The following is a 25,266-nucleotide window of genomic DNA, read 5'->3' as shown; positions in this document are numbered from 1 at the left end:
GATCAGTAAGATAGTTTTTGAGGCTATCTCTATCAACTTTCCTAGGTTTTGTTCCTTTGACTTGATGTGATGGTTTAGATTCCCTGTTTTCTCTTTTAGTTTTAACCAGCCATAAATGGTATGTCGTGAGATTTGGAAAACATCTGATGCTTTTGTGATACGACCTGTTCGCTTACAATATGCGGGAACTTTTTCACAAAAATCTAATGCATATGCCATAAGAAAAGAACCTCCTTATAAAAACAGTATAGTGTACTTTTTTATACTGTCCATTATAAGGGGTTCTGTTCAGTGAAAAAACAAAAATTCACTAAAGCTCTAAGGGAGTATATCATTTCCAGCTTCTTTTTAACGACTATCCAACAAGTGAAATGATATGAATTTGTCCATTGCGGTCAGTCAGACGAACAACTTTTTGTTCTGGGAAGTAGGCAAAGGTATCAACACCGACACCATGGGTCATCGCAAGCTCGTAGAGCTTGTCCTCAAAAGCCTCTCGTTCCATGCCAAAGGCAGTCGCTAGCTTGAGCATGTCACGGTCATAATCATCCAGGTCATCGTCCTCTGAGCTAGATGCTTCCGTTTCTGTTGGACTAGGTTGAGCTGACGATTCTGTGTCAAGTGTTTCATGATTATCAGCAGGTTTAGATTCTGGTGATGATATGCCTGCCGCCTCGTCGTCTTCTGTGGTATCTTCATCGGGTTCTTCTCCGACAGGATAATTCGGACGGTTCTCCCCATTGGTACGGTTTTTCATGATGTCGCTATCGCGCCCCCATCCATCTTCTGAACCGGGGCGTTCTTCTGGATGATTAACATAATATTTGATAGTAGCAAAGAGATCCTCTAGGCTGTAGCCAGCAGGTGCTTCAAACAAATCATCAAAGCGAGCAATAGCGATGTTGTGGTAATGGTTGTAGTGCGGAATGATGAGGTAACCGTTGTTAATTTCGACAGTATAGGCAGAATTGTACGGCATCTTGTCAATTGGGATACGCTTGGCTGGCACTGCTTTGGCAAAGATGTCTACAGCACGTTCCCGTGGGAGGCCGTCATTTGGTTGTGGAGCTGGACGGCTTGACTCTGGTTCAACTGGCTTGCGACTAGCAAGTTCTTTTTCTGCTGCTCGACGCTCAGTATAGGACAAATCCCACTTAGGAATCCAGTGGCTATGGTTCATGTGAGGAACGATGTAGGCGTCTCCTTCTTCACGTTCAATGTCCTTGGCATCAAAGATATAGCCGTCTGAGGTGGTGTAACGTCCAGCAGCCTTAGCTTCAGCGATTTCTTCGGGACTGTAAATGATTTGTGAGTTTGGCTTACCTTCACGTGCAGCTAATGGTGTTGGTCCAGTGTGTTCTTCAGTTGTTGGTTGGTTGGGCGTTTCAGCAGAGATGCTATTATCAGTAGAATCATGCTCTTTTGATTCGTCATCGTCAGCAGTATTGCCCAAGACAGGCAAAGCTTGTCCCTTTTCTTTGCTTGTTAGGACAGTCACTTCTGATAAAATTAGATTTTCGTCACTTACCTTAGGTGTAATGACATAGCCAATACCAGGCATATAGGAAATAGTACTTGCCTTGTCACCGTAGTATTGTCCTAGATAAGCTAGAAGTTCAGCTCTCTGGTCAGCCGGTTTAGGCTGAGGTTTATCGGTTGGCTGACTAGGAACATTGCCGGTTGTATCAGCTTTATCCGATTCAGAAACATTATTCTCTTCTGTGGTTGTTGTCTCTTCGTTTGGTATTGGTGGAATTGTATTTTCGGCGGGTGTCTCTAGCTCTCTGGAATCACCGTTTTCCGGCTGATTTGGTACCGGCTGTTCAACTGTTTCAGGTGTTATTGGTAATGCTGGTTGGCTTGGTTGTGTAGGCTTGGAAGGTTTACTTGGCGTATTGGCTTCATTACCTTGACCTAACAAACGTGAAACACTAGCTTCAAGCTCCGACATTTGGCTGTAGGGGATAAAGTGGAAATGGTCTCCATGTGGCACAACAACTCCCCGTTCTGTCCACTTGGTAATGGTTGCTGGATCAAACACCAGACCATCTGCTTCAACATGACGGAGCGATAGTGGCTGAGCATAGAGCATCTGTAGCAAGCTATCTAAGTTATCTGTGCTAGCGGATTTATCTGGTTGCCTTGGTTGAGTTGGTTGTGCGGCTTGATTTGACGGTGCAGGTTGAGCAGTGTGTTGTGGTACATGTGGTTGTACACCAGCTACTGGTGCAGTTGCCACCGTTGCTATAGAAGCTTGTGGTTGTGCAGGGGTGTTAGAGTTGTCAGCAGGTGTCTTTTTACCGTTCCAGTAGGCTCGTGCAGCTGCCAATTCTGCTGGAGACAAATCAGCTTTCGGGATATAGTGGAAGTGGTCACCATGTGGCACGAGGAACCCGTCACCTAAGTCATCAATAACATCTGTTGGGCTAAAGACATAACCATCATCTGTAGTGTAAGGTTTCGTCGATGTTGCACTTTTCTTATTTGTTGTAGTAGGTGTTCCTTGTTGGTTACCTTGACTTGGTCGAACAGTACCTGCGCTTTGCTGCTGGCGAACGATCTCTTCTTTGGTACGAACATTGGTGACTTTTTTGGCATCCTTGAGGTAAAGATAGTAAGTGCCGTTGACCTTGATGATGTAACCATCTTTGACCTCGTTGACAATGTCTTCTTGCTTGAGGGCATAGGAGCTATCTTTTATGATTAATTCTTCGCTGATAATAGCATCAAATGGCACCTTACCATTATAGAAATGGTAGTGATCACCATGTGAGGTCACGTAACCCTGGTCGGTAATTTTAACGACAATTTGTTCAGCGTTAATCCCTTCTTTAGCGCTGACTTCGTCAGGGCTCATGTTGGCCGTATCGATCACAACTTTTTCCTTGTTACTAGTTGGCTGCTCTGACGAACTAATATAAGTGACACGGTTTTTATCTTTTTGCTCAAGGGCTTGATGATGCCCAATTTGATAACTACTGACTGAGAGTAGAATAGCTGCTGCAGAGCTATAAATGTATTTTTTTTTCATGTAATTGATTAATCCTTTCTAGTTTCGAGTTCTTCCGCGAGGATTGTGAGGTTAGCCTCTAAATTATCTAGATAGCTGAGGTTATTTTGGGGATCAGCTTCTAGAGGTTCTAGTACTTTTAAGTTAACCTTGGTTGATGTTGCAAGAGTTTTAGCTATTTTGTCTGAGATTCCTCGCTCAACAAAAATCGTTGTAACCTGATAAGTGTCGATGAACTCTTTGATTTCTGCTAGTTGACGTGGACTAGGTTCCTGATTGGTTACAGTGGCAATTCCAAGTTGTTCTAAGCCAAAGCGTTTAGCTAGATATGCAAAGGCGGTATGTTGAGTGACAAAAGTTTTGACTTTAGTTTTGGCAAAACGCTGTGTAAATTTTTCGGCCATTTTTTCAGCATTTTCAGCCATTTTTTCAGCGTTTTGTTGGTAGGTAGTAGCGTGATCTGGGTCAATCATAGCAAGTTGTTTGGCTATTAGTGTAACCTCCTCTGCAACTAAAATTGGATCAACCCAAGTATGTGGATCGTAGAGAGTCGCTTCGTCAATCCCATCATTGACGGGAACATCCTCTAGACCAGAGACACGCTGAAGATTCATACCTTTGGAAGCCTCTAAAACTATGACGTTGGATTGTTTTAGATTTGTGTCTAACCGTCCTGCCCAGCTCTCCAAGATATGAGAATGGTAGATGAAAACATCAGCGTCGTGAATAGCACGGATGTCAGCAACTGATGGCTCGAATTCATGTATCCCTTGTCCAGATTGAATCATGCGGACATCATTAAGTTCACCAGAGACTTCCTTAACCATAGCATAAATGGGATAGAAACTAGTGACTATGTTTAGTCCTTGACTTTCTTTGGGAGGTTTATGTTGGCAAGCTCCTAATATAAGCAGGGTAAGTAAGAGTGATAGTAGGGCGCGATAAAATTTGAACATTTAAAAAAACTCCTTAACTGGTTAAGTATAAAGATTATATCAACAATCAACTAATTTGTCAATCATTTCCCAAAGTGAATCATTTAGAGTCTTTTTACGAAAAAACAGAACTTAGTTTGAGACTAAATTCTGTTACAATTATCCCGTTTTCTCACACTAAGTTCCACATCCTACGGACCTAGAACATACTCTGAAAATTTAGCTGCATCATTCCCGTGGTTAGTTTTGGCGTATTGTTTAATCAAGTGCAACGAATTCGATACTGAATTATAGTTTACTGAAATAGGAACAGGACAAAAGTAGGTCAAGAAAAGTATCGCAAATTGACAATACTTTTCTTGAGCTACTTTTGATGTGATCCGTGTTTTCTCATTGGAATTATACTTGGGTGAATACGGAGGAAGTGGTAAAAGTCTGTGCCCTGATCGGTAGTATAGTAATTTAGATTTTAATTAGTAAATTTGGTGTTAATACTTATCCTAATGTAGTGTAGAACGAAAGTGACTTCTTACGAAGTTCCATTTCTCTTTGTCAAATCTAGGTTTTCTTCGCTCTCATATTTTTAAGCTCAGGAGGTTGGGAAAAGATATCTTAACCCTCTCTTTTTGAGAGTAATCACAGACGATGCAGTGGTTGATTGGAAGTCCTAAACTGGACACTTCTACATTTTCAAGTGTCCACCTAAAACATCCACTGGATTATTCTCGCTCATTCGTTTTCAAGCTCGAACCTAAAATATAGTCAATTGAAATAGGGATAAACATGGGTTCATATCAAAAAGCACCTCAAAAAAGTATTGCCAAATTACAATACTTTTTATGAGGTTCTTTTATCCTATCCCTATTTCAATTAACTATTATTTATTTGCAGGTTGATTTCCTTAGAGATTGAAGGGAATGGTGATTATTCTATTAGATAGTATCGCTAGATGTAAAATATTTTTATTAGTGAGTAGTTTGTAACCCTTTTTCAAAACTATCTGACTCAGCTTTGACAGTGATTTTTTCCAGAGTAAAGGGATGGGTAAAACTTAATTGATGGGCGTGCAACATGAGGCGTTGCGCAGCTTTTTTGCTATACAACGGATCGCCTATTAATGCGTGTCTGTGATGTGAGAGGTGCACACGAATCTGATGTGTCCGTCCAGTATCCAGTTTACAATTAAGGAGGGTTACTTTGTCAAAGGTTTTTAGCCGAGTAATGTGGGTAATGGCTCTTTGTCCATGTTTTGAGTCAACAATACGCTTTCTACGATCGTGACGATCACGACCAATGAGGTCACGATAGGTTAGTTGCTCTTGCGGAAATGTTCCTTCAGCTAAGGCCCAATATTGACGGCTGATTTGATTGGTTTCTAGCAATCGGTTGATAATAGGAAGGACAAAGGGGTTTTTCGCAAAGAGAATGGCCCCACTGGTTTCCATGTCCAAGCGGTGCACCACATAGCAAGTTAAACCAACATAAGCAGAGACGTGATTGAGGAGGGCGATTTCTGTGGGCTCATTTCCATGCGTTTTCATTCCCTCAGGTTTGTTGACGATAATGAGATGCTCATCTTCGTAAAGGCAGTCAACTTGCTTACGGTCACCGAATGGAATTGATTTTTCAGGGTAATCCTCTTGGTCGAAAATCAAGGTTATATGGTCACCAGCTTTTACAGGCGTTTGCCAAGTAACGTTGGCATTATTAACAAGTAGGTGCTTTTTAGTACGTAAAAAATGCCTAATTTTACGAGGAATGAGCCAATGGTCTTCTAAAAGCTCTTTAACTGTAAGCGCTTTTGTTATATTAGGAAGAGTTATGTTGTAAGTTGTCATCGTTTTTATAAAAATCTATTTCTATATTAATTTAAAAATGTGGTGTACTAGGAAGAAACTAGTTATAGTTGATTAATATTATATCAAAAAACGTTGCTTGTCTAATGAAGCAACGTTGGTTCATCAATTATAGCGCAAATGCATTGATTACTTGAACAGGTAAGATGTAGTCTTTTTGTGTTGGGAGTCCTTCTATTTTTCTGAGAAGGATTTCCACGACAAGGCTAGCAATTTCTTTTAGCGGTTGTTTGATTGTTGTTAATTGAGGGAAATAATTTTCGATAAAATTAGTGCCATCGTATCCAACCACTTTCAAATCTGTGGTTAGGGATATGCCTAACTGGTCTGCCATTTTCATGACTAAAATAGCAGTTAAATCATCAGAAGCAAAGACTCCATCAGGTTTTTGAGACACTAGAATAGAGCGGATTTCCATTTCTCTGCGGAGCGTTGAGAGATTGCTTGGAACGTTAATAACGGGACGATTTTTTCGTGGATAATTAAAGCCTAGCGCCCGCAGTCCTGTCGGAGAATTAGAGTTATCATTCCCAGTAATCATGATAATATTTTGGCAACCGTTTTTTTCCAAAAGTTGCGCAGCCATTTTTCCACCAGCAAAATTATCTGAAGAGACGATGGGAACATTTGGAGCTAAGTTGCGATCAAAAGCAACGATAGGTGCCTTGACTTTTTCATAGTCGTCTATTCCTAAATTGTGACTGGATGAAATGATACCATCTACCTGATGAGCACCTAGCATTTCCAGGTAATCTTTCTCCTTAACGGGGTCGCTTTCGCTATTGCAGATAATAACCTTGTAGCCCTTTTGAAATAATTCGTGTTCCAAATGTTCAATGAGCTCAGCATAAAAAATGTTACTTGTGCTTGGGAAAATCAGTCCAATGAGTTTGGCAGACTTGCCTTGAAGACTACGTGCTAAGGTATTTGGAGTGTAATCCAATTCTCTCATGGCAGTTCGTACTTTATCAATGGTTTTCTGGGATAGGTACCCTTTATTGTTAATAACACGAGACACAGTGGTAGGACTTACGCCTGCCAGAGTCGCAACATCAGTAAGTTTAGCGACCATAGTCTACCCCAATTCGTAGTAAGTTCCAACAACTCCTTTTGGAACGATTAACCCAGTTTGATTTTCAGCAGGGAAAACTCGGCTTGTAAAGACTTTTTCGCCATCATTAACAAAAATTTCCACAATGGATTTATCAGCAAAAAGGCGAATGCTGGTATCGGATGGAGCAATGTGACAGTCACGAGTTGTGCCAAAATCTGTTGCGTATTGTTCACCGCAAGCAGAGCGGTCTAAAATCACTTTTCCATCTTTAGTGTCAACGGTTAAGCGTAAGCCATTTCCAGCTTCATCAGCAAAGAGTAGAAGGTCAGCAGTAGTGTTAGCATGGACTGTTAGTTCCAACTCGTAAGTGTTTCCTGTCACTTTTTTACTTGCTAAGGCCTCTGATGATTGGCGCAGAGTTTCCATGGCAGCTACTGGTTTTTGATAAAGTTTACCGTTTTTAATAGAAAGTTCTTTAACTAAACTCATAGCTCCTTGGTAGTCGTAACGGTCGGTTGGATAATCCACATCAGGGAGTCCGATCCAGCTCACGATAAAGGCACGACCGTCAGGGCTATTGAATCCTTGAGTCGCATAAGCCTCAAAACCGTAGTCTAAGTTTTCTAGCTTTCCGTTTCCGGTCAAAGCAGGTGCTTCTGTGTTGAAGTGTTCAAAGACTCTGTAAGTATTTGGATAGATATTATCGTAAGCCAGCTCAGTTTTGTTAAGTCCTTGTGGGCTGTAAAGTAAGACTGGTTTGCCCTCGACAAAGACAAGGTTTGGACACTCAATCATGTACTCAGATCCAGTACTGCCGAATTTAAGATTGCCGACGACTGTCCAGTTTTTGACATCGTTATCAACGGCTTTATAGAGTTTGATAAAACCAGATTTTTCATGATTTTGAGCGCCAACGATGGCATAAAATTGTCCTTGATAGTCGAAGATTTGAGGATCACGGAAGTGTTCGGTGGCATCTTCTGGTTGTTGGATTAAGACGTCTTCGAATTTTTCAATAGTACCATCTTTGTGCATCCAAGCTCCGATTTGAAGAGGGTCACGAACCCAATTTTCATCACGAACATTTCCGGTGTAAAATAGAAATAGCTTATCGTTTATTTCGTAGGCAGATCCTGAATAGGCCCCGTGGCTATCATGAGCATGATCTGGTAAAAGTGTCACGCCAGTTTCTTCAAAATGGACTAAATCAGTAGAGGTTGTATGCACCCATTGTTTGAGACCGTGTGCTGCACCAAAAGGCCAATTTTGATAGAAAAGATGGTACTTACCGTCGAAATAAGAAAAGCCGTTAGGGTCGTTCAGGAGTCCTGTCTTTGGCTCTAGGTGATAGGTAGCATGCCAAGGAGATTTGGCAACATTTTCAGCAATTTTAGTTTTTTCTGCTTCCGTCCAATCTTCGTAGCGACGGTAGCGAATCTCAGTAGGTAAATTCATAATTAATCTATTAGGGATGTTTCGCCTATGAACATTTTCATGGAAAAAAGAAAACCAGCAAAGGTGACGTGCACCGATAAGGGGATGCAAATTTTTTCTAGCAAATACGTCCCGTATTTAAGTTAGATATCTTCTAACTGAATATTCCTTTCCTTAAAAATTAAATACCAGAAAGCCTGTGACTATTTCTGCTATTTTTGTCACTTTTTATGATAAACGTTTTCACACGAAAAATCAATGAAAAACACGAAAAAAATAAAATTTCTGCAAAACGATTGACATATTTTGCCAGCCATGTTAAACTAGGTCATGTAAAAGAAAGTTAATCGCTTTCAGAAAAATAAATAAGGAGATTTTTTGCAAATGAATAACACGCAGATTGCAAAAGAAGTTATCGAGGCCCTAGGTGGTCGCGAAAACGTGCGCAGTGTTGCTCACTGTGCGACACGCCTTCGTGTCATGGTTGTTGATGAAGCTAAAATCGACAAAGAAAAAGCTGAGAATATTGAAAAAGTTCAAGGTGCTTTCTTCAACTCTGGTCAGTATCAATTGATTTTTGGTACTGGTACTGTTAATAAAATCTATGATGAAGTGGTTGCTCTTGGGTTGCCAACATCATCAAAAGCTGAAATGAAAGCAGAAGCTGCACAACAAGGAAATTGGTTCCAACGTGCTATCCGTACATTTGGTGACGTCTTTGTTCCAATCATTCCAGTTATCGTAGCAACAGGTCTTTTCATGGGGCTTCGTGGACTTTTGACACAACCTGCTATTATGTCTGCTATTGGTGTGAATGAATATAACGCTGATTTTCTAACTTATACTCAGATTTTAACTGATACAGCTTTCATTATCTTACCAGGTCTTGTGGTTTGGTCAACTTTCCGCGTATTCGGTGGTAACCCTGCTGTAGGTATTGTTCTTGGGATGATGTTGGTATCAGGATCACTTCCAAATGCATGGGCAGTTGCCAACGGTGGTGATGTTAAAGCGATGGAATTCTTTGGATTCATTCCAGTAGTTGGTTTGCAAGGTTCAGTTCTTCCAGCCTTTGTTATCGGTTTGATCGGTGCTAAGTTTGAAAAAGCTGTTCGTAAAGTAGTTCCAGATGTTCTTGATCTCTTGGTAACGCCATTTGTAACACTTTTGGTAATGTCTATTCTTGGACTATTTGCGATTGGCCCAGTCTTCCACGTGGTTGAAAACTATATCCTTGCAGGTACAAAAGCAGTTCTTTCTTTGCCATTTGGTCTGGCAGGTCTTATCATTGGTGGTCTTCACCAAGTTATTGTGGTTTCAGGGGTTCACCACATCTTCAATCTTCTTGAAATTCAATTGCTTGCTGAGTCTAAAGCAGCAACAGGTATTTCAACGAATGCCTTCAACGCTATCATCACAGCAGCAATGACTGCACAAGGTGCGGCAACTGTTGCGGTTGGTGTGAAAACTAAAAATGCTAAATTGAAGGCTCTTGCTTTCCCAGCAGCTCTCTCTGCTTTCCTCGGCATTACTGAGCCAGCAATCTTTGGGGTTAACTTGCGTTTCCGTAAACCATTCTTCCTTTCATTGATTGCAGGTGCTGTAGGTGGTATGCTGGCCTCGCTTCTCAACCTTCAAGGTACAGGTTCAGGTATCACAATTATCCCAGGTACCCTTCTTTATGTAAACCAATTGCCACAATACCTCCTTATGGTAGCTGTATCATTTGCTCTTGGTTTCGTACTTACCTACCTCTTCGGTTATGAAGATGAAGAAAAAGTTCCAGTAGACGCCCCAGTTGTAACTCCAGTAGCAGAAGAAGTTGCGTCAGCAGTTGAAGCTGGGCCAGAAACAATTGTTTCTCCGCTTGAAGGTGATGTTGTAGCTCTTGAAAATGTTAATGACCCTGTCTTTGCATCAGGTGCTATGGGTAAAGGTATTGCGGTTAAACCAAGTGGAGATACTCTTTATGCTCCAGTTTCAGGTGTGATTCAAATTGCTTTTGAAACTGGTCATGCTTATGGTATCAAATCAGATAAAGGTGCAGAAGTTCTTCTTCACATCGGTATTGATACTGTTTCTATGGATGGTAAAGGTTTCAATCCAAAAGTAACGGCTAACCAACGTGTTCAGGCAGGAGATGTTCTTGCGACATTTGACCGCGTAGCAATTGCTGAGGCAGGTCTTGATGACACTACAATGGTTATCGTGACAAACACAGCTGACTTTGCAGAAGTTTCTCCAGTAGCTACAGGAACAGTTGCTGTTGGTGCTGATCTTGTGAGCGTTAAATAATTAAATAAAACTGGGAGTGCTGAGTGAAAAAAAACTCAGCCTTTCTTTGTGATTTTTGGTATAATAAAATATATCAGAACATGATTTCCTTTTGGTGAATGACCAAGGAAAATCTAAATAAAAAACTATTTCTAATAATGAGGGATATGATGACTAAACTTTATGGAAGCCTTGAAGCTGGTGGAACAAAATTTGTATGTGCTGTAGGTGATGAAAATTTCCAAGTTGTTGAAAAAACACAGTTTCCAACGACAACACCTTATGAAACGATTGAAAAAACAGTAGAATTTTTTAAACGTTATGAAGATCGTTTAGCTGGTATTGCGATTGGCTCATTTGGACCAATTGATATTGATCAAAATTCACAGACTTATGGATTTGTGACAACTACGCCTAAAGAGCATTGGTCTCAGGTGGACCTGCTTGGCCTCATCCAAAAGGAGTTTAATATTCCGTTTTACTTCACTACAGATGTTAACTCATCAGCCTATGGCGAAGCTCTTGTGCGTAAGAATGTGAAATCGTTAGTCTATTATACTATTGGTACGGGTATTGGCGCAGGTGCTATTCAAGATGGTGAATTTGTAGGAGGTATCGGTCATACAGAGGCAGGACATGTTTATGTTCCACGCCATCCGCGCGATTATGCTAATGAATTTACAGGTGTTTGTCCTTTCCACAATGGTTGTTTAGAGGGGCTTGCGGCAGGTCCATCACTCGAAGCTCGTACAGGTATACGTGGAGAACTAATTGAACAAAACTCGGATGTCTGGGATATACAAGCTTTTTATATTGCGCAGGCAGCTGTGCAAGCAACCTTGTTGTACCGTCCTCAGGTGATTGTTTTTGGTGGTGGTGTTATGGCGCAGGAGCACATGCTTCGTCGTGTGCGTGAGAAATTTATAGCACTTCTTAATGGCTATGTTCCGGTACCAGATGTGACTGAATATATTGTGACACCGGGTGTCCCGGAAAATGGCTCAGCAACGCTTGGAAACTTTGCTTTGGCTAAACAGGTATCGGAGCGCTAACAGCATATTGAAGGCTAAATATGATTTGCAGAGCTTTTTGCTTGCAATATTATGAAGAGTCTGTTATACTATTATAAATTATACAAGAAAGGGGCGAGTGATAACTACGCCCTTTGTCTATGTTAAAAAATGGAGGTGATGATTATCGCAAACATTGTTGAATTAGTGACGGAAGCAGTTGCACCAGCTATTCTAGAACCGTTTGAATTGATTGATATTCAGTATGAAAAGCTAGGTGGTGATTATGTGTTATCTGTTCTTGTAGATAAGCCAGAAGGCATTACGGTTGAGGATACCGCAGAGCTGACGGATATTATCAGTCCTTTACTGGATACGATTCAGCCTGACCCATTTCCTGCCCAATATATGCTGGAAGTATCGAGTCCTGGTTTAGAGCGACCACTAAAAACCAAAGAAGCGCTAGAGGGAGCTGTTGGCAAATACATTAACGTCTCTCTATATAAGGCGATTGATAAAATTAAGATTTTTCAAGGAGATTTGGTGAGTTTTGATGGCGAAACCTTGACAATTGATTATTTAGACAAAACACGTCATAAAACGGTTGATATTCCTTATAGCAGCGTAGCGAAGGCACGGCTCGCTGTGAAGCTATAACCAAGCTCATTTAGTTATTGCCTAAAAGTGCGGAGCTCTTTTTACCATATTTGTGAAAGGAATTGAATACGGGCTAGGATATTATCAAAAATAGGTGCCCTCCTTTAGCGGGTATAAACGTCCTTAGACACAAGCTTCGTCAGGCGTTCTCCTATTTTTTCGTATTCACCTTTATCTATTACTACATTTGAAAGGGATTGAACATGCCCAAGTGGTTGTGTCTTCCTAGTCTAAGAAAGGAATTGAATATGGGCTACGGACTTTGTCAAAAAAGATAAACGTGACCTAGACGCGAGCGTCGTCGGTCAGTTTTCTATTTTGACTGTGTCCGCTCAATGCCCTTAATATCTTATTTTATGAGCAAAGAAATGCTAGCAGCCTTCCAGATTTTGGAAGAAGAAAAACACATTAAAAAAGAAGACATCATTGATGCTGTTACAGAGTCGCTAAAATCAGCCTATAAACGCCGTTACGGTCAGTCTGAAAGTTGTGTGGTTGATTTTAATGAAAAAAACGGTGATTTTCAGGTTTTCACTGTTCGTGAAGTTGTGGATGAAGTTTTTGATTCACGCCTTGAGATCAGTTTGAAAGATGCCCTTCTGATCAGTTCTGCTTACGAACTTGGAGACAAGATTCGTTTTGAAGAGTCAGTCAAAGAGTTTGGACGTGTTGCAGCTCAATCTGCTAAACAAACGATTATGGAAAAAATGCGTAAGCAAACTCGTGAAATCATGTATAACGAATACATGCAACACCAAGGTGAAATTATGACTGGTACGGTTGAGCGATTTGACCAACGTTTCATTTATGTCAACCTTGGCAGTCTTGAAGCACAGCTTTCTCACCAAGACCAAATTCCAGGAGAAATTTGGAAATCTCATGACATGATTGACGTTTACGTTTATAAGGTTGAAAACAATCCTAAAGGTGTTAATGTTTTTGTTAGTCGTAGTCACCCTGAGTTTATCAAACGTATCATGGAACGTGAAATTCCTGAAGTGTTCGATGGTACAGTGGAAATCGTGAGTGTGTCTCGTGAAGCGGGAGATCGCACTAAGGTTGCTGTGCGTAGCCACAATCCAAACGTTGATGCTATTGGTACAATCGTTGGTCGTGGTGGTGCCAATATCAAAAAAGTTATTAGCCATTTCCACCCAATGCGTGTTGATGCTAAAACAGGTCTATCTGTACCAGTTGAAGAAAATATTGATGTGATTGAGTGGCAAGAAGACCCGGCAGACTTTATCTATAATGCCATTGCACCAGCTGAAGTTGACTATGTTATCTTTGATCCAGAGGATGCCAAACGCGCTACAGTGGTTGTGCCAGACAGCAAACTTTCTCTTGCGATTGGCCGTCGTGGGCAAAACGTACGGCTTGCAGCGCATTTAACAGGTTTCCGCATTGACATTAAGTCTGCATCAGAATATGAAGAAATTATGGCTCAGTGGGAAGAGGAAGCTAGTGCTACTGAAACGGTAGAAAATGTTGAAGAAAACGTAACAGAGACTATTGTTTCAGAAGAAGTTGAAACAACAGAAGAGGCATAATTCAGTCAGAAAGGAAGAAATCCGTTATAAGTGAACAGTCATAAGGTGATTTTAGTGTCACATGACGGACTTGGTATCTTAAGATGGCTAAAACACGAAAAATCCCATTGCGCAAATCAGTTGTTTCAGGTGAAATCATTGATAAGCGTGATCTTCTCCGTATTGTGAAAACTAAAGAGGGGAATATTTTTATCGATCCAACTGGTAAAGCAAACGGACGTGGTGCTTATATTAAACTGGATAATGAGGAAGCGATGCTCGCTAAGAAAAAAAAGGTGTTTAATCGTTCCTTTTCAATAGATGTTCCAGAAAGTTTCTACGATGAACTCATTTCTTACGTTGATCACAAGGTAAAACGTCGTGAGTTAGGACTAGAATAGCAGTATTGATATAAGAAAATATGACTAACAGAGAAAAATTGTCAAATCTATTAGGGCTTGCTCAGCGTGCGGGGAAAATAATTTCTGGTGAAGAGTTGGTGATTAAAGCTATCCAACATCAAGAAGCAAAATTCGTATTCCTAGCTAACGATGCAGCAGCTAATTTGACTAAAAAAATAACAGATAAAAGTACATTTTACAAAATAGAAGTCTCCACAGCGTTTAGTGCGCTGGAATTAAGTATAGCCCTAGGCAAACCTCGCAAGGTTGTCTGTGTGGTTGACGCTGGATTTACAAAGAAAATGAGGACTCTTATGGACTAAAGAATAGGAGGACAAGATTTGTCTAAGAAACGTTTAAATGAAATCGCCAAAGAAATTGGTAAAACGAGTAAGGAAGTAGTGGCAAAAGCGATAGAATTAGGCCTAGATGTCAAAACACACGCTTCTAGTGTAGATGCAGCAGGTGAAAAGCGTCTTGTTGATGCTTTGAGAAATGGCCAAGCTGCTAATTTAGCTTCTCCGAAAGTAGACAAGAAAGCTGAAGTTAGGACAGAAACGTCAGAAATTCAGTCATCTGAAAAAGTAACAGAATCTAAGAGTGAAGAGATAGCTGAAACTAAGCCGACTCCGAAATCAGCACCAGTTCGTCCGCAAATTCGTAATTTTAAGGCAGAACGTGAAGCCAAAGCTAAAGAACAGGCAGAACGTCGTCAAAACGGTGGAAATAACCGTAATCAAAATCGTAACGAACGTCGCGAAAACAAAAGGCGAAGTGACAACCGTGAATCAAATAATAATCAAGGCGGAGGTCATTCAAATGGCAATCGTCAAAACAATCGCCGCAATGATAACCAAAATCGTAATCGTAACGAAAACCAGCTTAACACGCGCAATGATTATCGCGACAACCGTAATGGTAATCGTCAGCAAAATCGCCCTGCTCAAACTGCACAAGCAACTGCACCACGCATTGATTTTAAAGCACGTGCAGCGGCCTTGAAAGCTGAACAAAACGCAGAATATTCACGTGAAAGTGAAGCGCGTTTCCGTGAGCAGGAAGAAGCAAAACGTAAGGCAGAAGCTGCCCAAGCACAAGCTCGTCAAGAAAAATTAAAGGCGCAAGCAGAGGCAGAAGCAAAAGCTAGGGAGGCTGCTAAGAAGGCAAAAGAAGAGGTGGTAGCTACTCCTAAAGTAGCGCCAGTAGTCTCTACGGAAAAAACAACTGTTGATACTCGTCGTAAAAAGGCCCGTCCAGAAAAATCAAGAGACTTCTCTAATGAAAATGAAGACGGACCAAAACAAGCAAAAAATAAGAAAAACTGGAACCAAAACCAAGTGAGAAATCAGCGTAATAGCAACTGGAATAACAATAAGAAAAACAAACGTAAAGGCAATCAATCACCAGCTCCTGTAACAGAGCGTAAATTCCACGAATTGCCAAAAGAATTTGAATATAGCGAAGGCATGACTGTCGCTGAGATTGCAAAACGTATCAAACGTGAGCCAGCAGAAATCGTTAAGAAACTCTTTATGATGGGTGTTATGGCCACTCAGAATCAATCCCTTGATGGTGATACGATTGAGCTTTTGATGGTAGATTATGGTATTGAAGCTAAAGCTAAGGTTGAAGTGGATAATGCCGATATTGAGCGCTTCTTCGTTGAAGATGGTTACCTCGACCCAGAAGAAATGATTGAGCGCGCACCAGTCGTAACAATCATGGGTCACGTTGACCACGGTAAAACCACACTTCTTGATACCCTGCGTAATTCACGTGTTGCAACAGGTGAAGCAGGTGGTATCACACAGCATATCGGTGCCTACCAAATCGAAGCCAATGGTAAGAAAATTACCTTTCTTGATACACCAGGTCACGCGGCCTTCACGTCAATGCGTGCACGGGGTGCTTCAGTAACGGATATTACCATCCTTATCGTAGCGGCAGATGACGGTGTTATGCCACAGACAATCGAAGCGATTAACCACTCTAAAGCTGCCGGCGTGCCAATCATTGTTGCCATCAATAAGATTGATAAACCTGGTGCCAATCCTGAACGAGTTATTGGTGAATTGGCTGAGCACGGCATCATGTCAACAGCGTGGGGTGGAGATTCTGAATTTGTTGAAATCTCAGCAAAATTCGGTCAAAACATTGATGAGCTTCTTGAAACAGTTCTCCTTGTAGCAGAACTTCAAGAACTTAAAGCTGACCCAACGGTTCGTGCAATCGGTACAGTTATCGAGGCTCGTCTTGATAAAGGAAAAGGTGCTGTTGCAACCCTTCTTGTTCAACAAGGTACTTTGAATGTCCAAGATCCAATCGTTGTTGGTAATACCTTTGGACGCGTGCGTGCCATGACCAACGATCTTGGTCGTCGTGTTAAATCAGCTGAACCCTCAATGCCAGTCTCAATTACTGGTTTGAACGAAGCACCAATGGCTGGTGATCACTTTGCCGTTTATGAAGATGAAAAAGCTGCTCGTGCAGCGGGTGAAGAGCGTGCGAAGCGTGCCCTTCTTAAACAGCGTCAAGCAACACAACGTGTTAGCCTTGAAAATCTTTTTGATACCCTTAAAGCTGGTGAAGTTAAGACCGTTAACGTTATCATCAAAGCTGATGTGCAAGGTTCTGTAGAGGCTCTTGCCGCATCGCTTCTTAAGATTGATGTTGAAGGTGTTAAGGTCAACGTGGTTCACTCAGCGGTAGGTGCTATCAGTGAGTCTGATGTGACCCTTGCGGAAGCTTCAAATGCCGTTGTTATCGGATTTAACGTTCGTCCTACACCACAAGCGCGTGCTCAAGCTGACGCTGATGATGTTGAAATTCGTCTACACAGTATTATCTATAAAGTTATTGAAGAAATCGAAGATGCAATGAAAGGAATGCTTGATCCAGAATTTGAAGAAAAAATTATTGGTGAAGCTCTTATCCGTGAAACCTTCAAGGTTTCTAAAGTTGGTACTATCGGTGGATTTATGGTTATCTCAGGTAAGATTACTCGTGATTCAAATGTCCGTGTTATCCGTGACCGTGTAGTTATCTATGATGGTAAACTGGCTAGTCTGAAACACTACAAAGATGATGTCAAAGAGGTTGGTAACGGACGCGAAGGTGGTTTAATGATTGAAAATTATAATGACCTGCAAGTGGATGATACCATTGAAGCTTACATCATGGAAGAAATTAAACGCAAATAATGACTGATGCTGACGCCTCTAGTCATTATACGCCAGCCACTAGCTCGAAGAGAGTGGGACAGAAGTCATGATGTCGAAGTCTTGACTTCCTCTCGCTCTCTGATTTCTAAGCTCAGGCTGAAAGTGTCCAGTGGACTATTTTAGGTGGACACTTGAAAATGAAAGGAGTGTCTAGTTATAGACCTCCAATCAACCACTGCGTCAAGTTATCTATAAACTAAAATTTAAGGGGCAGGGATATTTTTGTTCCAACCTCTTCTCATGTCGTAAACGTCAATAAGATTTGAAACTAAGGTTTTTTAATCTTATATGGCAGTTAGGTAATGGTGAAAAGCTCTGCTTTTCCTATTCCCAACTTCAAACAGTTCGTTCCCCAAATCGTTTGAACGATACGTTACACTAGAATTTGATTTTAACTATTATCAATTTAAAGTCAAATTCGTTGAAGCGCAAATAAAAAGAAGATTAGGTAGAGACGGTATGGAGAGAAGGACTTCCATTCAATTATTTCCCAAACATCTCATCTAAGCTAATTCACTAAAAACAAAAGCTAGGTTTGTAGCCTAGTTTTTTCAAAATAATGCTTATCAGAAAGGAAAATCAAATGGCAAATCACCGTATTGACCGTGTTGGTATGGAAATCAAGCGTGAAGTCAATGAAATCTTGCGTCTCAAGGTTCGTGATCCTCGTGTTCAAGATGTTACCATCACAGATGTTCAAATGCTTGGAGATTTATCGGCAGCAAAAGTGTATTACACTATCCATTCAACACTTGCTTCTGATAATCAAAAAGCACAGACAGGTCTTGAAAAAGCCACAGGCACAATCAAGCGTGAACTTGGTAAAAACTTGACCATGTATAAAATTCCTGACCTCATTTTTGAGAAAGATAATTCAATTGAGTATGGAAATAAGATTGACCAGATGCTTCGAGCACTAGAAAATCGTGATTAATGTGGACAACCGCCTGGAAAGGTGGTTGTTTTTTTCGAATAATTAGTTAGGAGGTGCTTATGCTAATTGCACAAAATAATCAAGGTGATTTAGTCAATCTATTAGAAGGTATCCCCAAAAAACAAGAATTTTTCTGTCCGGCTTGTCACCAATCAGTTCGGTTGAAAAATGGTAAAGTGATGCGACCGCATTTTGCACATGTTAACCTAGGGTCCTGTGAATTTTTTCAAGAAACTGAATCGAATGAGCATTTGACCTTGAAGGCAGAACTTTTTGCTTCTCTATCAAAAAACACGGTTGTTGAAGTCGAAAAAATCTTATCTGACTTGGGACAGATTGCGGATATTTTTGTTGGAGAAAAGCTGGCGCTTGAAGTTCAGTGTTCTCGCTTACCAGAATCACGATTACGTGAACGCACAAACAGTTACCATCAAGCTGGCTATCAGGTCTTATGGCTATTAGGAGAAAAACTTTGGTTAGGCAAGAGAATTTCTCACTTGCAAAAACAGTTTCTTTATTTCAGTCAAAATATGGGCTTTCATTATTGGGAATTGGATTTAAAAAAGCGTCACATCAGATTGAAGTATTTGATATATGAGGACTTAGAAGGTAATCTATCCTATTTGGAGAAGTCCTGTTCTTTGGAACAAGATGTTTTAGAGTTTTTACGTTCGCCCTATAAAAGACAAGATCTACCTCATTATGAAAAACAGCAAAATCAACAGATTTTATCGGTAATTCAACGAGGGTTGATGGCACGAAATCCTAGATGGCTATCTCGTCAAGCGGAGATTTATGCTCGTGGTGGCAATTTGCTTGCGCAATCAACCAATGATTTTTTTCCTCAAATTAGGCCTATTGACTCTAAAGAAGGATTTTGCCAGATAAGGAGCGATTTATCTCAATTTATCTCTGCCTTTTTCCAGTATTATCAAAAACAGAAGGAGAGGGATTGTCAAATCTTATATCCACCTGCGTTTTATGATAGCGCTTGCAAAAACAAGATAAAGTGATACAATAAAAGAAAAAGGAGACAAGCTATGAAATCATTTGAAGCGTTTAAAGAAACCTTGTCTGTCGAAAGTCTCAAGGCTATTTATGAGGAAAGTAAACTTGAAGTTGCGCCTGAGGAATTTGAGGGAACAGAAGCTTTTTCAGTCGCTTTGGCCACACAAATGGCTGTCAACTTGTTAGAACATTATCATGATTGGCTTAAGGTTGAAAAATAGCAGAGCGAAATCTAAGAGGTGTCGAGTAGTCGGCACTTTTTTGCTGGGATTTGTGGTAAAATAGGAAACATGAAAAAACGTTATAGAACCGTAAATGATTATTATCGTGAATTATTTGGTGAAAAAATCTTTAAACTCCCTATTGATGCAGGATTTGACTGTCCCAATCGAGATGGCACAGTAGCTCATGGTGGCTGTACCTTTTGCACGGTTTCAGGATCTGGTGATGCTATTGTTGCACCTGATGCCCCCATTCGTGAGCAATTTTACCATGAGATTGACTTTATGCATCGTAAGTGGCCAGATGTGAAGAAATATCTGGTGTATTTCCAAAATTATACTAATACGCATGCGCACGTGGATGCTATCCGTGAGCGTTATGAGCAGGCCATCAATGAACCGGGTATGGTTGGGGTCAATATCGGGACACGCCCAGACTGTATGCCGGATGAGACCATTGCCTACTTGGCAGAATTGTCTGAGCGGATGCATGTCACGGTGGAATTGGGCTTGCAGACGACCTATGAAGCGACATCAGAGTTGATTAACCGAGCGCATAGCTACGAGCTTTATGTGGAGACGGTCAAACGCATTCGCCAGCAAGCGTCAAAAATTGAAATCGTCTCTCACTTGATTAACGGGCTTCCGGGTGAAACCCACGAGATGATGCTGGAAAATGTTCGCCGTTGCGTGACAGATAATGATATTCATGGCATCAAACTCCATCTCTTGCACCTGATGACCAATACCCGTATGCAACGCGATTACCATGAGGGGCGCTTGCAGCTGCTCAGTCAGGAAGAATACGTCAACATCATCTGCGACCAACTGGAAATTATTCCAAAGCATATCGTTATTCACCGTATCACAGGCGATGCCCCGCGCGATATGCTGATTGGCCCCATGTGGAGCCTCAACAAATGGGAAGTCCTCAACGCCATTGATAAAGAAATGGAAAGACGAGGAAGTTGGCAGGGCTCAAAATGTCCAGTGGACTTTTTGAGGTAGGAAATAAAAAACTGCGGTAGCAGTTTCACCTCGTAATTATATTAATAAGAAGCATATGAAGAAAAGAATCATAAAACTAGAAGAATTACAACTGCCCAGAATTTTTGATAATGTGGCAGGAAATAGTAAAATCTACGATAGCAGCAGTTCACCAGCTGCTCGTGTTTATTTTATTGACAAGGATCAAGGTTATTTCCTGAAAAGGGCAGCTAAGGGAAGTTTAGAGAAAGAAGTTGCTCTCACACGCTATTTTTCTTCAAAAGGATTGGCTCAACAGGTCTTGGATTATGTATCTGATGAACAAGATTGGTTACTGACAGCTAAGGTTGAGGGAGAAGATGCGAGTTCTAAGAAATATTTGGAGAATCCTAAAAAACTTTGCCAAACATTAGCAGAAACCATGAGACAATTGCATGCATTGGAAGTTGATGAGTACTTGGTCGGAAATCGAACGCAAGAGTATTTGAAAGCTGTAGAAAAAGGCTACCAAGCAGGAAATTTCGACTCTCATTATTTATTTTCACATCAAAAGAAAATGGATACGAATGCTACTTATCAACAAGTTCAGGAGTATTCTCCATACTTAGAAGCAAATACCTTGATTCATGGAGACTTTTGTCTGCCTAATATCATCTTAAACAATTGGCAGTTCCAGGCTATGATTGATTGGGACAGTGCTGGTTTAGGCGATAAGCATATTGATCTCTTTTGGGCAGTCTGGTCACTAGCGTATAATTTACAAACCAATCGCTATCGGGATTATTTTTTAGATTGTTATGGTCGAGAAAATATCAATTTAGAACTACTAGAGGCGATTGCCTATTTTGAAGTGTTTGGATAAGGAGAAATAATATGAACATCACAGCAATTCCAGCCTTAGCTGATAACTACATTTGGGTATGGTCACAAGGTGGCGAAGCCGTTATCGTTGACCCAGGCGAGGCCAAGCCTGTTCTGGATTATTTGGAGGAAAACCAGCTGACAGCGGGTGCTATTTTAATCACGCATGTGCATTCGGACCATGTTGATGGTATCGGCGAAATTGTGGCTAAGTATCCTGACGTTAAAATATATGGTCCTGTAGAAGTTAACCATTTGGTAGATACGGTTTTAGCAGATGGCGACAGTATTGAACTCTATGGTTCGCAAATTGATGTCTTTTTAACGGCTGGTCATTCAGAGGAACACATTTCTTACCTTGTTGATAAGGAACATCTTTTGTGTGGTGATGCCCTCTTTTCAGCAGGCTGTGGTAGAGTCTTTACAGGGGATTATGACGCTCAGTACAAGTCAATGACCTTTTTCAGAACTTTATCAGACGATATCAAGGTCTATGCAGGTCATGAGTACACTTTGACGAATTTACGATTTAGCCTATTACAAACCTCGGATAAGTTTGTCGAAGGTTATTATGAAAAAATCAAGTCAAAAGTAAATCAGGGTATCCCAAGTCTGCCATCCACTATAGGGGTCGAAAAACAAATCAATCGCCTTCTCATGGCAGCAGATGTCGCTGAGTTCACAAGACTGAGACATTTAAGGGACAATTTTTAATACAGAATAGTTAAGGAAAATAATGATGATAAAACGCCCCATTCACCTATCTCATGATTTTTTAGCAGAGGTGCTAGATAAAGATAGCATTGCGGTAGATGCTACCATGGGAAATGGCAATGACACTGTCTTTCTCGCAGACTTAGCTAAGAAAGTTTACGCTTTTGATATTCAGGAACAAGCGGTGCAGAAAACCAGCGAACGATTAGCTCAGCTCGGTTTGAACAATGTAGAATTGATTTTAGCTGGGCACCAAAAGGTAGACGCTTACGTCTCAGAGCTGATTCGCGCAGCCATTTTTAATCTCGGTTACTTACCAAGTGCGGATAAGTCAGTGATTACTAAGCCAGATACAACCTTGATAGCCATCGAAAAAATCCTAGCGCAATTGGAAGTCGGTGGGCGTGTAGCCATTATGATTTATTATGGTCATGAAGGCGGTGACATGGAAAAAGATGCGGTGCTAGATTATGTGCAACAATTAGACCAGACAGTCTTTACGGCTATGCTCTATCAGCCACTGAATCAAATCAATACCCCACCATTTTTGGTGATGATTGAGAAGTTGAGATGACAATACAGGATCTAAATAACCAATAAAATGGACCCTATGATCATCACATCATACACAGCTTTTTGTGTATCTGTCTTATAGAATCCATTTTTATACTATATTTAGCTTTATTCCTAAAGATGTTTGGGATGAACATAGACTCTATCCTCATCAATAGGAATAATAGTAACAGGGTTTTGGTAGAATGTCGATAAGGTATCTTCTTTGAGGATATCTTTTTTCTTACCTTGGGCAATAATTTTTCCTTGCCTAAGAAGTAGCACATGGCTCATTTGTTTGGTAATCTCCTCAGCGTGGTGAGTGACATAGATAACCGTTGGTGCATGTGGCAATTGGGAAATTTTCCCAATCTGCGCCAGCAATTGTTCACGAGCAAAAAGATCAAGTCCGCTAGTTGCCTCATCTAAAATAATGATATCGGGGTTTTCCATTAGGCTCCGAGCGATGAGAAGCAACTGTTTTTCTCCCTGAGAGAGGCTAGCATAGATACGCCCTAAAAGATGTTCTCCTCCTAAAGATAGCAACATGTGCCGAGCTTCATTAAGTTCGACCTCTCCGTAAGCTTTATAGAGAATAGATGATTTATATTTTCCTGTTAAGACGATTTTTTCAGCTAACATATTCTTAGGAAGGCGCTCAGAAATAAAAGAACCAACGACTCCAATGCGATTTCGGATACTGGTCATATCTTCTTGTCCAAAGGATTTATCTAAAATTGAAATTTGCCCATGGCTTGGCCAATGCTCAGCCATAATAAGTTTTAACAGGGTTGTTTTACCAGAACCATTTAAACCTAAAATAGCCCATGTTTGTCCGCTCTCAACTTGCCAGTTTATATTTTTTAAAATGGTTTTTCCTTGTTGTCTAAAGCTGACATTGTCAAATGAAATAATTGCCATACACCACCTCTATTAAATCTCAGATAGATTGATTCTCATTATATCATAATCTAGAAAAAAGGCTGAGAATTAAGGAAAATATAAAATACAGGAATTTTATCGCTAGTTTTTTTAATTTGCTAAAAGTCTCACATTATGATAAAATAGGCGAGTAAAATAAAAAACCATAAGGAGAGTAATAACATGTCAATTATTACTGATGTTTACGCTCGCGAAGTCCTAGACTCACGCGGTAACCCAACACTTGAAGTAGAAGTTTACACTGAATCAGGTGCTTTCGGACGCGGTATGGTTCCTTCAGGAGCTTCTACTGGTGAGCACGAAGCAGTTGAACTTCGCGACGGTGACAAATCACGTTACCTTGGTCTTGGTACACAAAAAGCAGTTGATAACGTAAACAACGTTATCGCTGAAGAAATCATCGGTTTTGATGTTCGCGACCAACAAGGTATTGACCGTGCAATGATCGCTCTTGACGGTACTCCAAACAAAGGTAAACTTGGTGCTAACGCTATTCTTGGTGTGTCTATTGCCGTAGCACGTGCTGCTGCTGACTACCTTGAAGTGCCACTTTACACTTACCTTGGTGGATTTAACACGAAAGTTCTTCCAACTCCTATGATGAACATCATCAACGGTGGTTCTCATTCAGATGCTCCAATCGCATTCCAAGAGTTTATGATTATGCCTGTTGGTGCACCTACTTTCAAAGAAGGTCTTCGTTGGGGTGCTGAAGTTTTCCACGCTCTTAAGAAAATCCTTAAAGAACGCGGACTTGTTACAGCTGTTGGTGACGAAGGTGGATTCGCACCTAAATTTGAAGGAACGGAAGATGGTGTAGAAACTATCCTTAAAGCTATCGAAGCTGCTGGTTACGAAGCTGGCGAAAATGGAATCATGATCGGATTTGACTGTGCGTCATCAGAATTCTACGACAAAGAGCGTGGTGTTTATGACTACACTAAATTTGAAGGTGAAGGCGCTGCTGTTCGTACATCTGCAGAACAAATCGACTACCTTGAAGAATTGGTTAACAAATACCCAATCATCACTATCGAAGACGGTATGGATGAAAACGACTGGGACGGTTGGAAAGCTCTTACCGAGCGTCTTGGCGGACGTGTTCAATTGGTTGGTGACGACTTCTTTGTTACAAACACTGAATACCTTGCAAAAGGTATCAAAGAAGGTGCTGCAAACTCAATCCTTATTAAAGTTAACCAAATCGGTACTTTGACTGAAACTTTTGAAGCTATCGAAATGGCTAAAGAAGCAGGATACACTGCAGTAGTATCACACCGTTCAGGTGAAACAGAAGATTCAACAATCGCTGACATCGCAGTTGCAACAAACGCTGGACAAATCAAAACTGGTTCATTATCACGTACAGACCGTATTGCTAAATACAACCAATTGCTTCGTATCGAAGATCAACTTGGTGAAGTTGCTCAATACAAAGGAATCAAATCATTCTACAACCTTAAGAAATAATCTCTTTATGGGCTTAAAAGCCTTGATATTAAGCACTTTGGGGCGTAATCCCAAGGTGCTTTTTTGAATGGCTCTTTGTCAACTGTAGTGGGTTGCCCCATTTAACACCGAGAGAGGACAGGACTTGTCTTCTCTCGTTTTATGTTTATGGCAATGAAAATACGAGTTTTGAAGTTTTCAAAGTTTCTGAAACCAA

General features: G+C 40.8%; 21 protein-coding genes and 3 pseudogenes. 16 read left to right on the top strand and 8 right to left on the bottom strand.

All coding sequences use genetic code 11. From position 1 onward, the window contains the following. From GZ996_RS09720 to GZ996_RS11955, 4 genes and pseudogenes are all read right to left on the bottom strand, one after another. A pseudogene (locus GZ996_RS09720) lies at positions 1–219 on the bottom strand (IS630 transposase-related protein); the annotation flags it as partial. A 136-nt stretch (positions 220–355) separates the two neighbouring features. Beyond that, entirely contained in the window at positions 356–3,031 is a 2,676-nt protein-coding gene (locus GZ996_RS09715; RefSeq protein WP_162011962.1) for a pneumococcal-type histidine triad protein, read from the bottom strand. Positions 3,032–3,039: 8 nt separating this feature from the next. Beyond that, positions 3,040–3,966 carry a metal ABC transporter solute-binding protein, Zn/Mn family gene (locus tag GZ996_RS09710; protein ID WP_161978679.1) on the bottom strand — a complete coding sequence of 309 codons (927 nt, stop codon included), beginning with the start codon at positions 3,964–3,966 and terminating at the stop codon, positions 3,040–3,042. A gap of 267 nt (positions 3,967–4,233) precedes the next feature. Then, positions 4,234–4,415 (bottom strand): annotated as a pseudogene (locus GZ996_RS11955) (hypothetical protein); the annotation flags it as partial. Between the two features lie 311 nt (positions 4,416–4,726). On the opposite strand from GZ996_RS11955, the pseudogene GZ996_RS12280 reads away from it, so the two are divergent. Further along, positions 4,727–4,819, top strand: a pseudogene (locus GZ996_RS12280) (IS630 family transposase); the annotation flags it as partial. Between the two features lie 91 nt (positions 4,820–4,910). On the opposite strand, the gene GZ996_RS09705 reads toward GZ996_RS12280, so the two are convergent. The 3 genes from GZ996_RS09705 to GZ996_RS09695 all read right to left on the bottom strand — a co-directional run bounded on the left by GZ996_RS09705 (position 4,911) and on the right by GZ996_RS09695 (position 8,310). Next, positions 4,911–5,783 carry an RluA family pseudouridine synthase gene (locus tag GZ996_RS09705; RefSeq protein WP_161980429.1) on the bottom strand — a complete coding sequence of 291 codons (873 nt, stop codon included), beginning with the start codon at positions 5,781–5,783 and terminating at the stop codon, positions 4,911–4,913. 127 nt (positions 5,784–5,910) lie between these two features. After that, positions 5,911–6,873, bottom strand: a complete 963-nt coding sequence (locus GZ996_RS09700) for a LacI family DNA-binding transcriptional regulator (protein WP_156806896.1) — start codon at positions 6,871–6,873, stop codon at positions 5,911–5,913. Between the two features lie 3 nt (positions 6,874–6,876). After that, the gene (locus GZ996_RS09695) at positions 6,877–8,310 is read right to left on the bottom strand and encodes a sucrose-6-phosphate hydrolase (RefSeq protein ID WP_162011961.1); all 1,434 of its coding nucleotides are present in this window, start codon (positions 8,308–8,310) and stop codon (positions 6,877–6,879) included. Between the two features lie 363 nt (positions 8,311–8,673). On the opposite strand from GZ996_RS09695, the gene GZ996_RS09690 reads away from it, so the two are divergent. The 14 genes from GZ996_RS09690 to GZ996_RS09625 all read left to right on the top strand — a co-directional run bounded on the left by GZ996_RS09690 (position 8,674) and on the right by GZ996_RS09625 (position 22,680). Further along, positions 8,674–10,584, top strand: a complete 1,911-nt coding sequence (locus GZ996_RS09690; RefSeq protein WP_162011960.1) for a sucrose-specific PTS transporter subunit IIBC — start codon at positions 8,674–8,676, stop codon at positions 10,582–10,584. Between the two features lie 149 nt (positions 10,585–10,733). Next, positions 10,734–11,615 (top strand): fructokinase ScrK, encoded by an 882-nt coding sequence (scrK, locus tag GZ996_RS09685; RefSeq protein WP_162011959.1) that lies wholly within the window; start codon positions 10,734–10,736, stop codon positions 11,613–11,615. Positions 11,616–11,744: 129 nt separating this feature from the next. After that, positions 11,745–12,230 carry a ribosome maturation factor RimP gene (rimP, locus tag GZ996_RS09680; RefSeq protein WP_198039929.1) on the top strand — a complete coding sequence of 162 codons (486 nt, stop codon included), beginning with the start codon at positions 11,745–11,747 and terminating at the stop codon, positions 12,228–12,230. 356 nt (positions 12,231–12,586) lie between these two features. Beyond that, positions 12,587–13,780 (top strand): transcription termination factor NusA, encoded by a 1,194-nt coding sequence (gene nusA, locus GZ996_RS09675; protein ID WP_156806905.1) that lies wholly within the window; start codon positions 12,587–12,589, stop codon positions 13,778–13,780. An 83-nt stretch (positions 13,781–13,863) separates the two neighbouring features. Beyond that, positions 13,864–14,160, top strand: coding sequence for an RNase P modulator RnpM (gene rnpM, locus GZ996_RS09670; RefSeq protein WP_156806907.1), 297 nt, complete (start codon positions 13,864–13,866; stop codon positions 14,158–14,160). A 20-nt stretch (positions 14,161–14,180) separates the two neighbouring features. Continuing rightward, the gene (locus GZ996_RS09665; RefSeq protein ID WP_156806909.1) at positions 14,181–14,483 is read left to right on the top strand and encodes a YlxQ-related RNA-binding protein; all 303 of its coding nucleotides are present in this window, start codon (positions 14,181–14,183) and stop codon (positions 14,481–14,483) included. Positions 14,484–14,501: 18 nt separating this feature from the next. Next, the gene (gene infB, locus GZ996_RS09660; RefSeq protein WP_162011958.1) at positions 14,502–17,360 is read left to right on the top strand and encodes a translation initiation factor IF-2; all 2,859 of its coding nucleotides are present in this window, start codon (positions 14,502–14,504) and stop codon (positions 17,358–17,360) included. Between the two features lie 604 nt (positions 17,361–17,964). Next, positions 17,965–18,315, top strand: a complete 351-nt coding sequence (gene rbfA / locus GZ996_RS09655) for a 30S ribosome-binding factor RbfA (RefSeq protein ID WP_161978674.1) — start codon at positions 17,965–17,967, stop codon at positions 18,313–18,315. Between the two features lie 59 nt (positions 18,316–18,374). Next, complete coding sequence (locus GZ996_RS09650) at positions 18,375–19,328, top strand: competence protein CoiA (RefSeq protein WP_162011957.1); 954 nt, start codon at positions 18,375–18,377, stop codon at positions 19,326–19,328. Positions 19,329–19,355: 27 nt separating this feature from the next. Then, positions 19,356–19,544: a hypothetical protein gene (locus GZ996_RS09645; RefSeq protein WP_121835924.1), complete on the top strand. Its 189-nt coding sequence runs from the start codon at positions 19,356–19,358 to the stop codon at positions 19,542–19,544. A 69-nt stretch (positions 19,545–19,613) separates the two neighbouring features. Next, positions 19,614–20,552, top strand: coding sequence for a TIGR01212 family radical SAM protein (locus tag GZ996_RS09640; protein WP_162011956.1), 939 nt, complete (start codon positions 19,614–19,616; stop codon positions 20,550–20,552). 55 nt (positions 20,553–20,607) lie between these two features. Next, a complete protein-coding gene (locus GZ996_RS09635; RefSeq protein ID WP_162011955.1) occupies positions 20,608–21,393 on the top strand; it encodes an aminoglycoside 3'-phosphotransferase in 786 nt (261 codons plus the stop codon). Between the two features lie 11 nt (positions 21,394–21,404). Then, positions 21,405–22,106, top strand: a complete 702-nt coding sequence (gene gloB / locus GZ996_RS09630) for a hydroxyacylglutathione hydrolase (RefSeq protein ID WP_162011954.1) — start codon at positions 21,405–21,407, stop codon at positions 22,104–22,106. A gap of 25 nt (positions 22,107–22,131) precedes the next feature. Then, positions 22,132–22,680, top strand: a complete 549-nt coding sequence (locus GZ996_RS09625) for a tRNA (mnm(5)s(2)U34)-methyltransferase (protein ID WP_156806919.1) — start codon at positions 22,132–22,134, stop codon at positions 22,678–22,680. Between the two features lie 113 nt (positions 22,681–22,793). On the opposite strand, the gene GZ996_RS09620 is transcribed toward GZ996_RS09625, so the two are convergent. Next, positions 22,794–23,579 carry an ABC transporter ATP-binding protein gene (locus tag GZ996_RS09620; RefSeq protein WP_156806921.1) on the bottom strand — a complete coding sequence of 262 codons (786 nt, stop codon included), beginning with the start codon at positions 23,577–23,579 and terminating at the stop codon, positions 22,794–22,796. A 183-nt stretch (positions 23,580–23,762) separates the two neighbouring features. On the opposite strand from GZ996_RS09620, the gene eno reads away from it, so the two are divergent. After that, on the top strand, positions 23,763–25,070 hold the full coding sequence (eno, locus tag GZ996_RS09615; RefSeq protein ID WP_162011953.1) for a surface-displayed alpha-enolase: 1,308 nt from the start codon (positions 23,763–23,765) through the stop codon (positions 25,068–25,070). Positions 25,071–25,266: the final 196 nt, after the last annotated feature.

The sequence above is a fragment of the Streptococcus sp. S784/96/1 genome (assembly GCF_902729355.1).
Taxonomy (GTDB): domain Bacteria; phylum Bacillota; class Bacilli; order Lactobacillales; family Streptococcaceae; genus Streptococcus; species Streptococcus caledonicus.
Note: the sequence above shows the minus strand (reverse complement) of the source record. Positions and strands in the feature narration are given on the sequence as shown.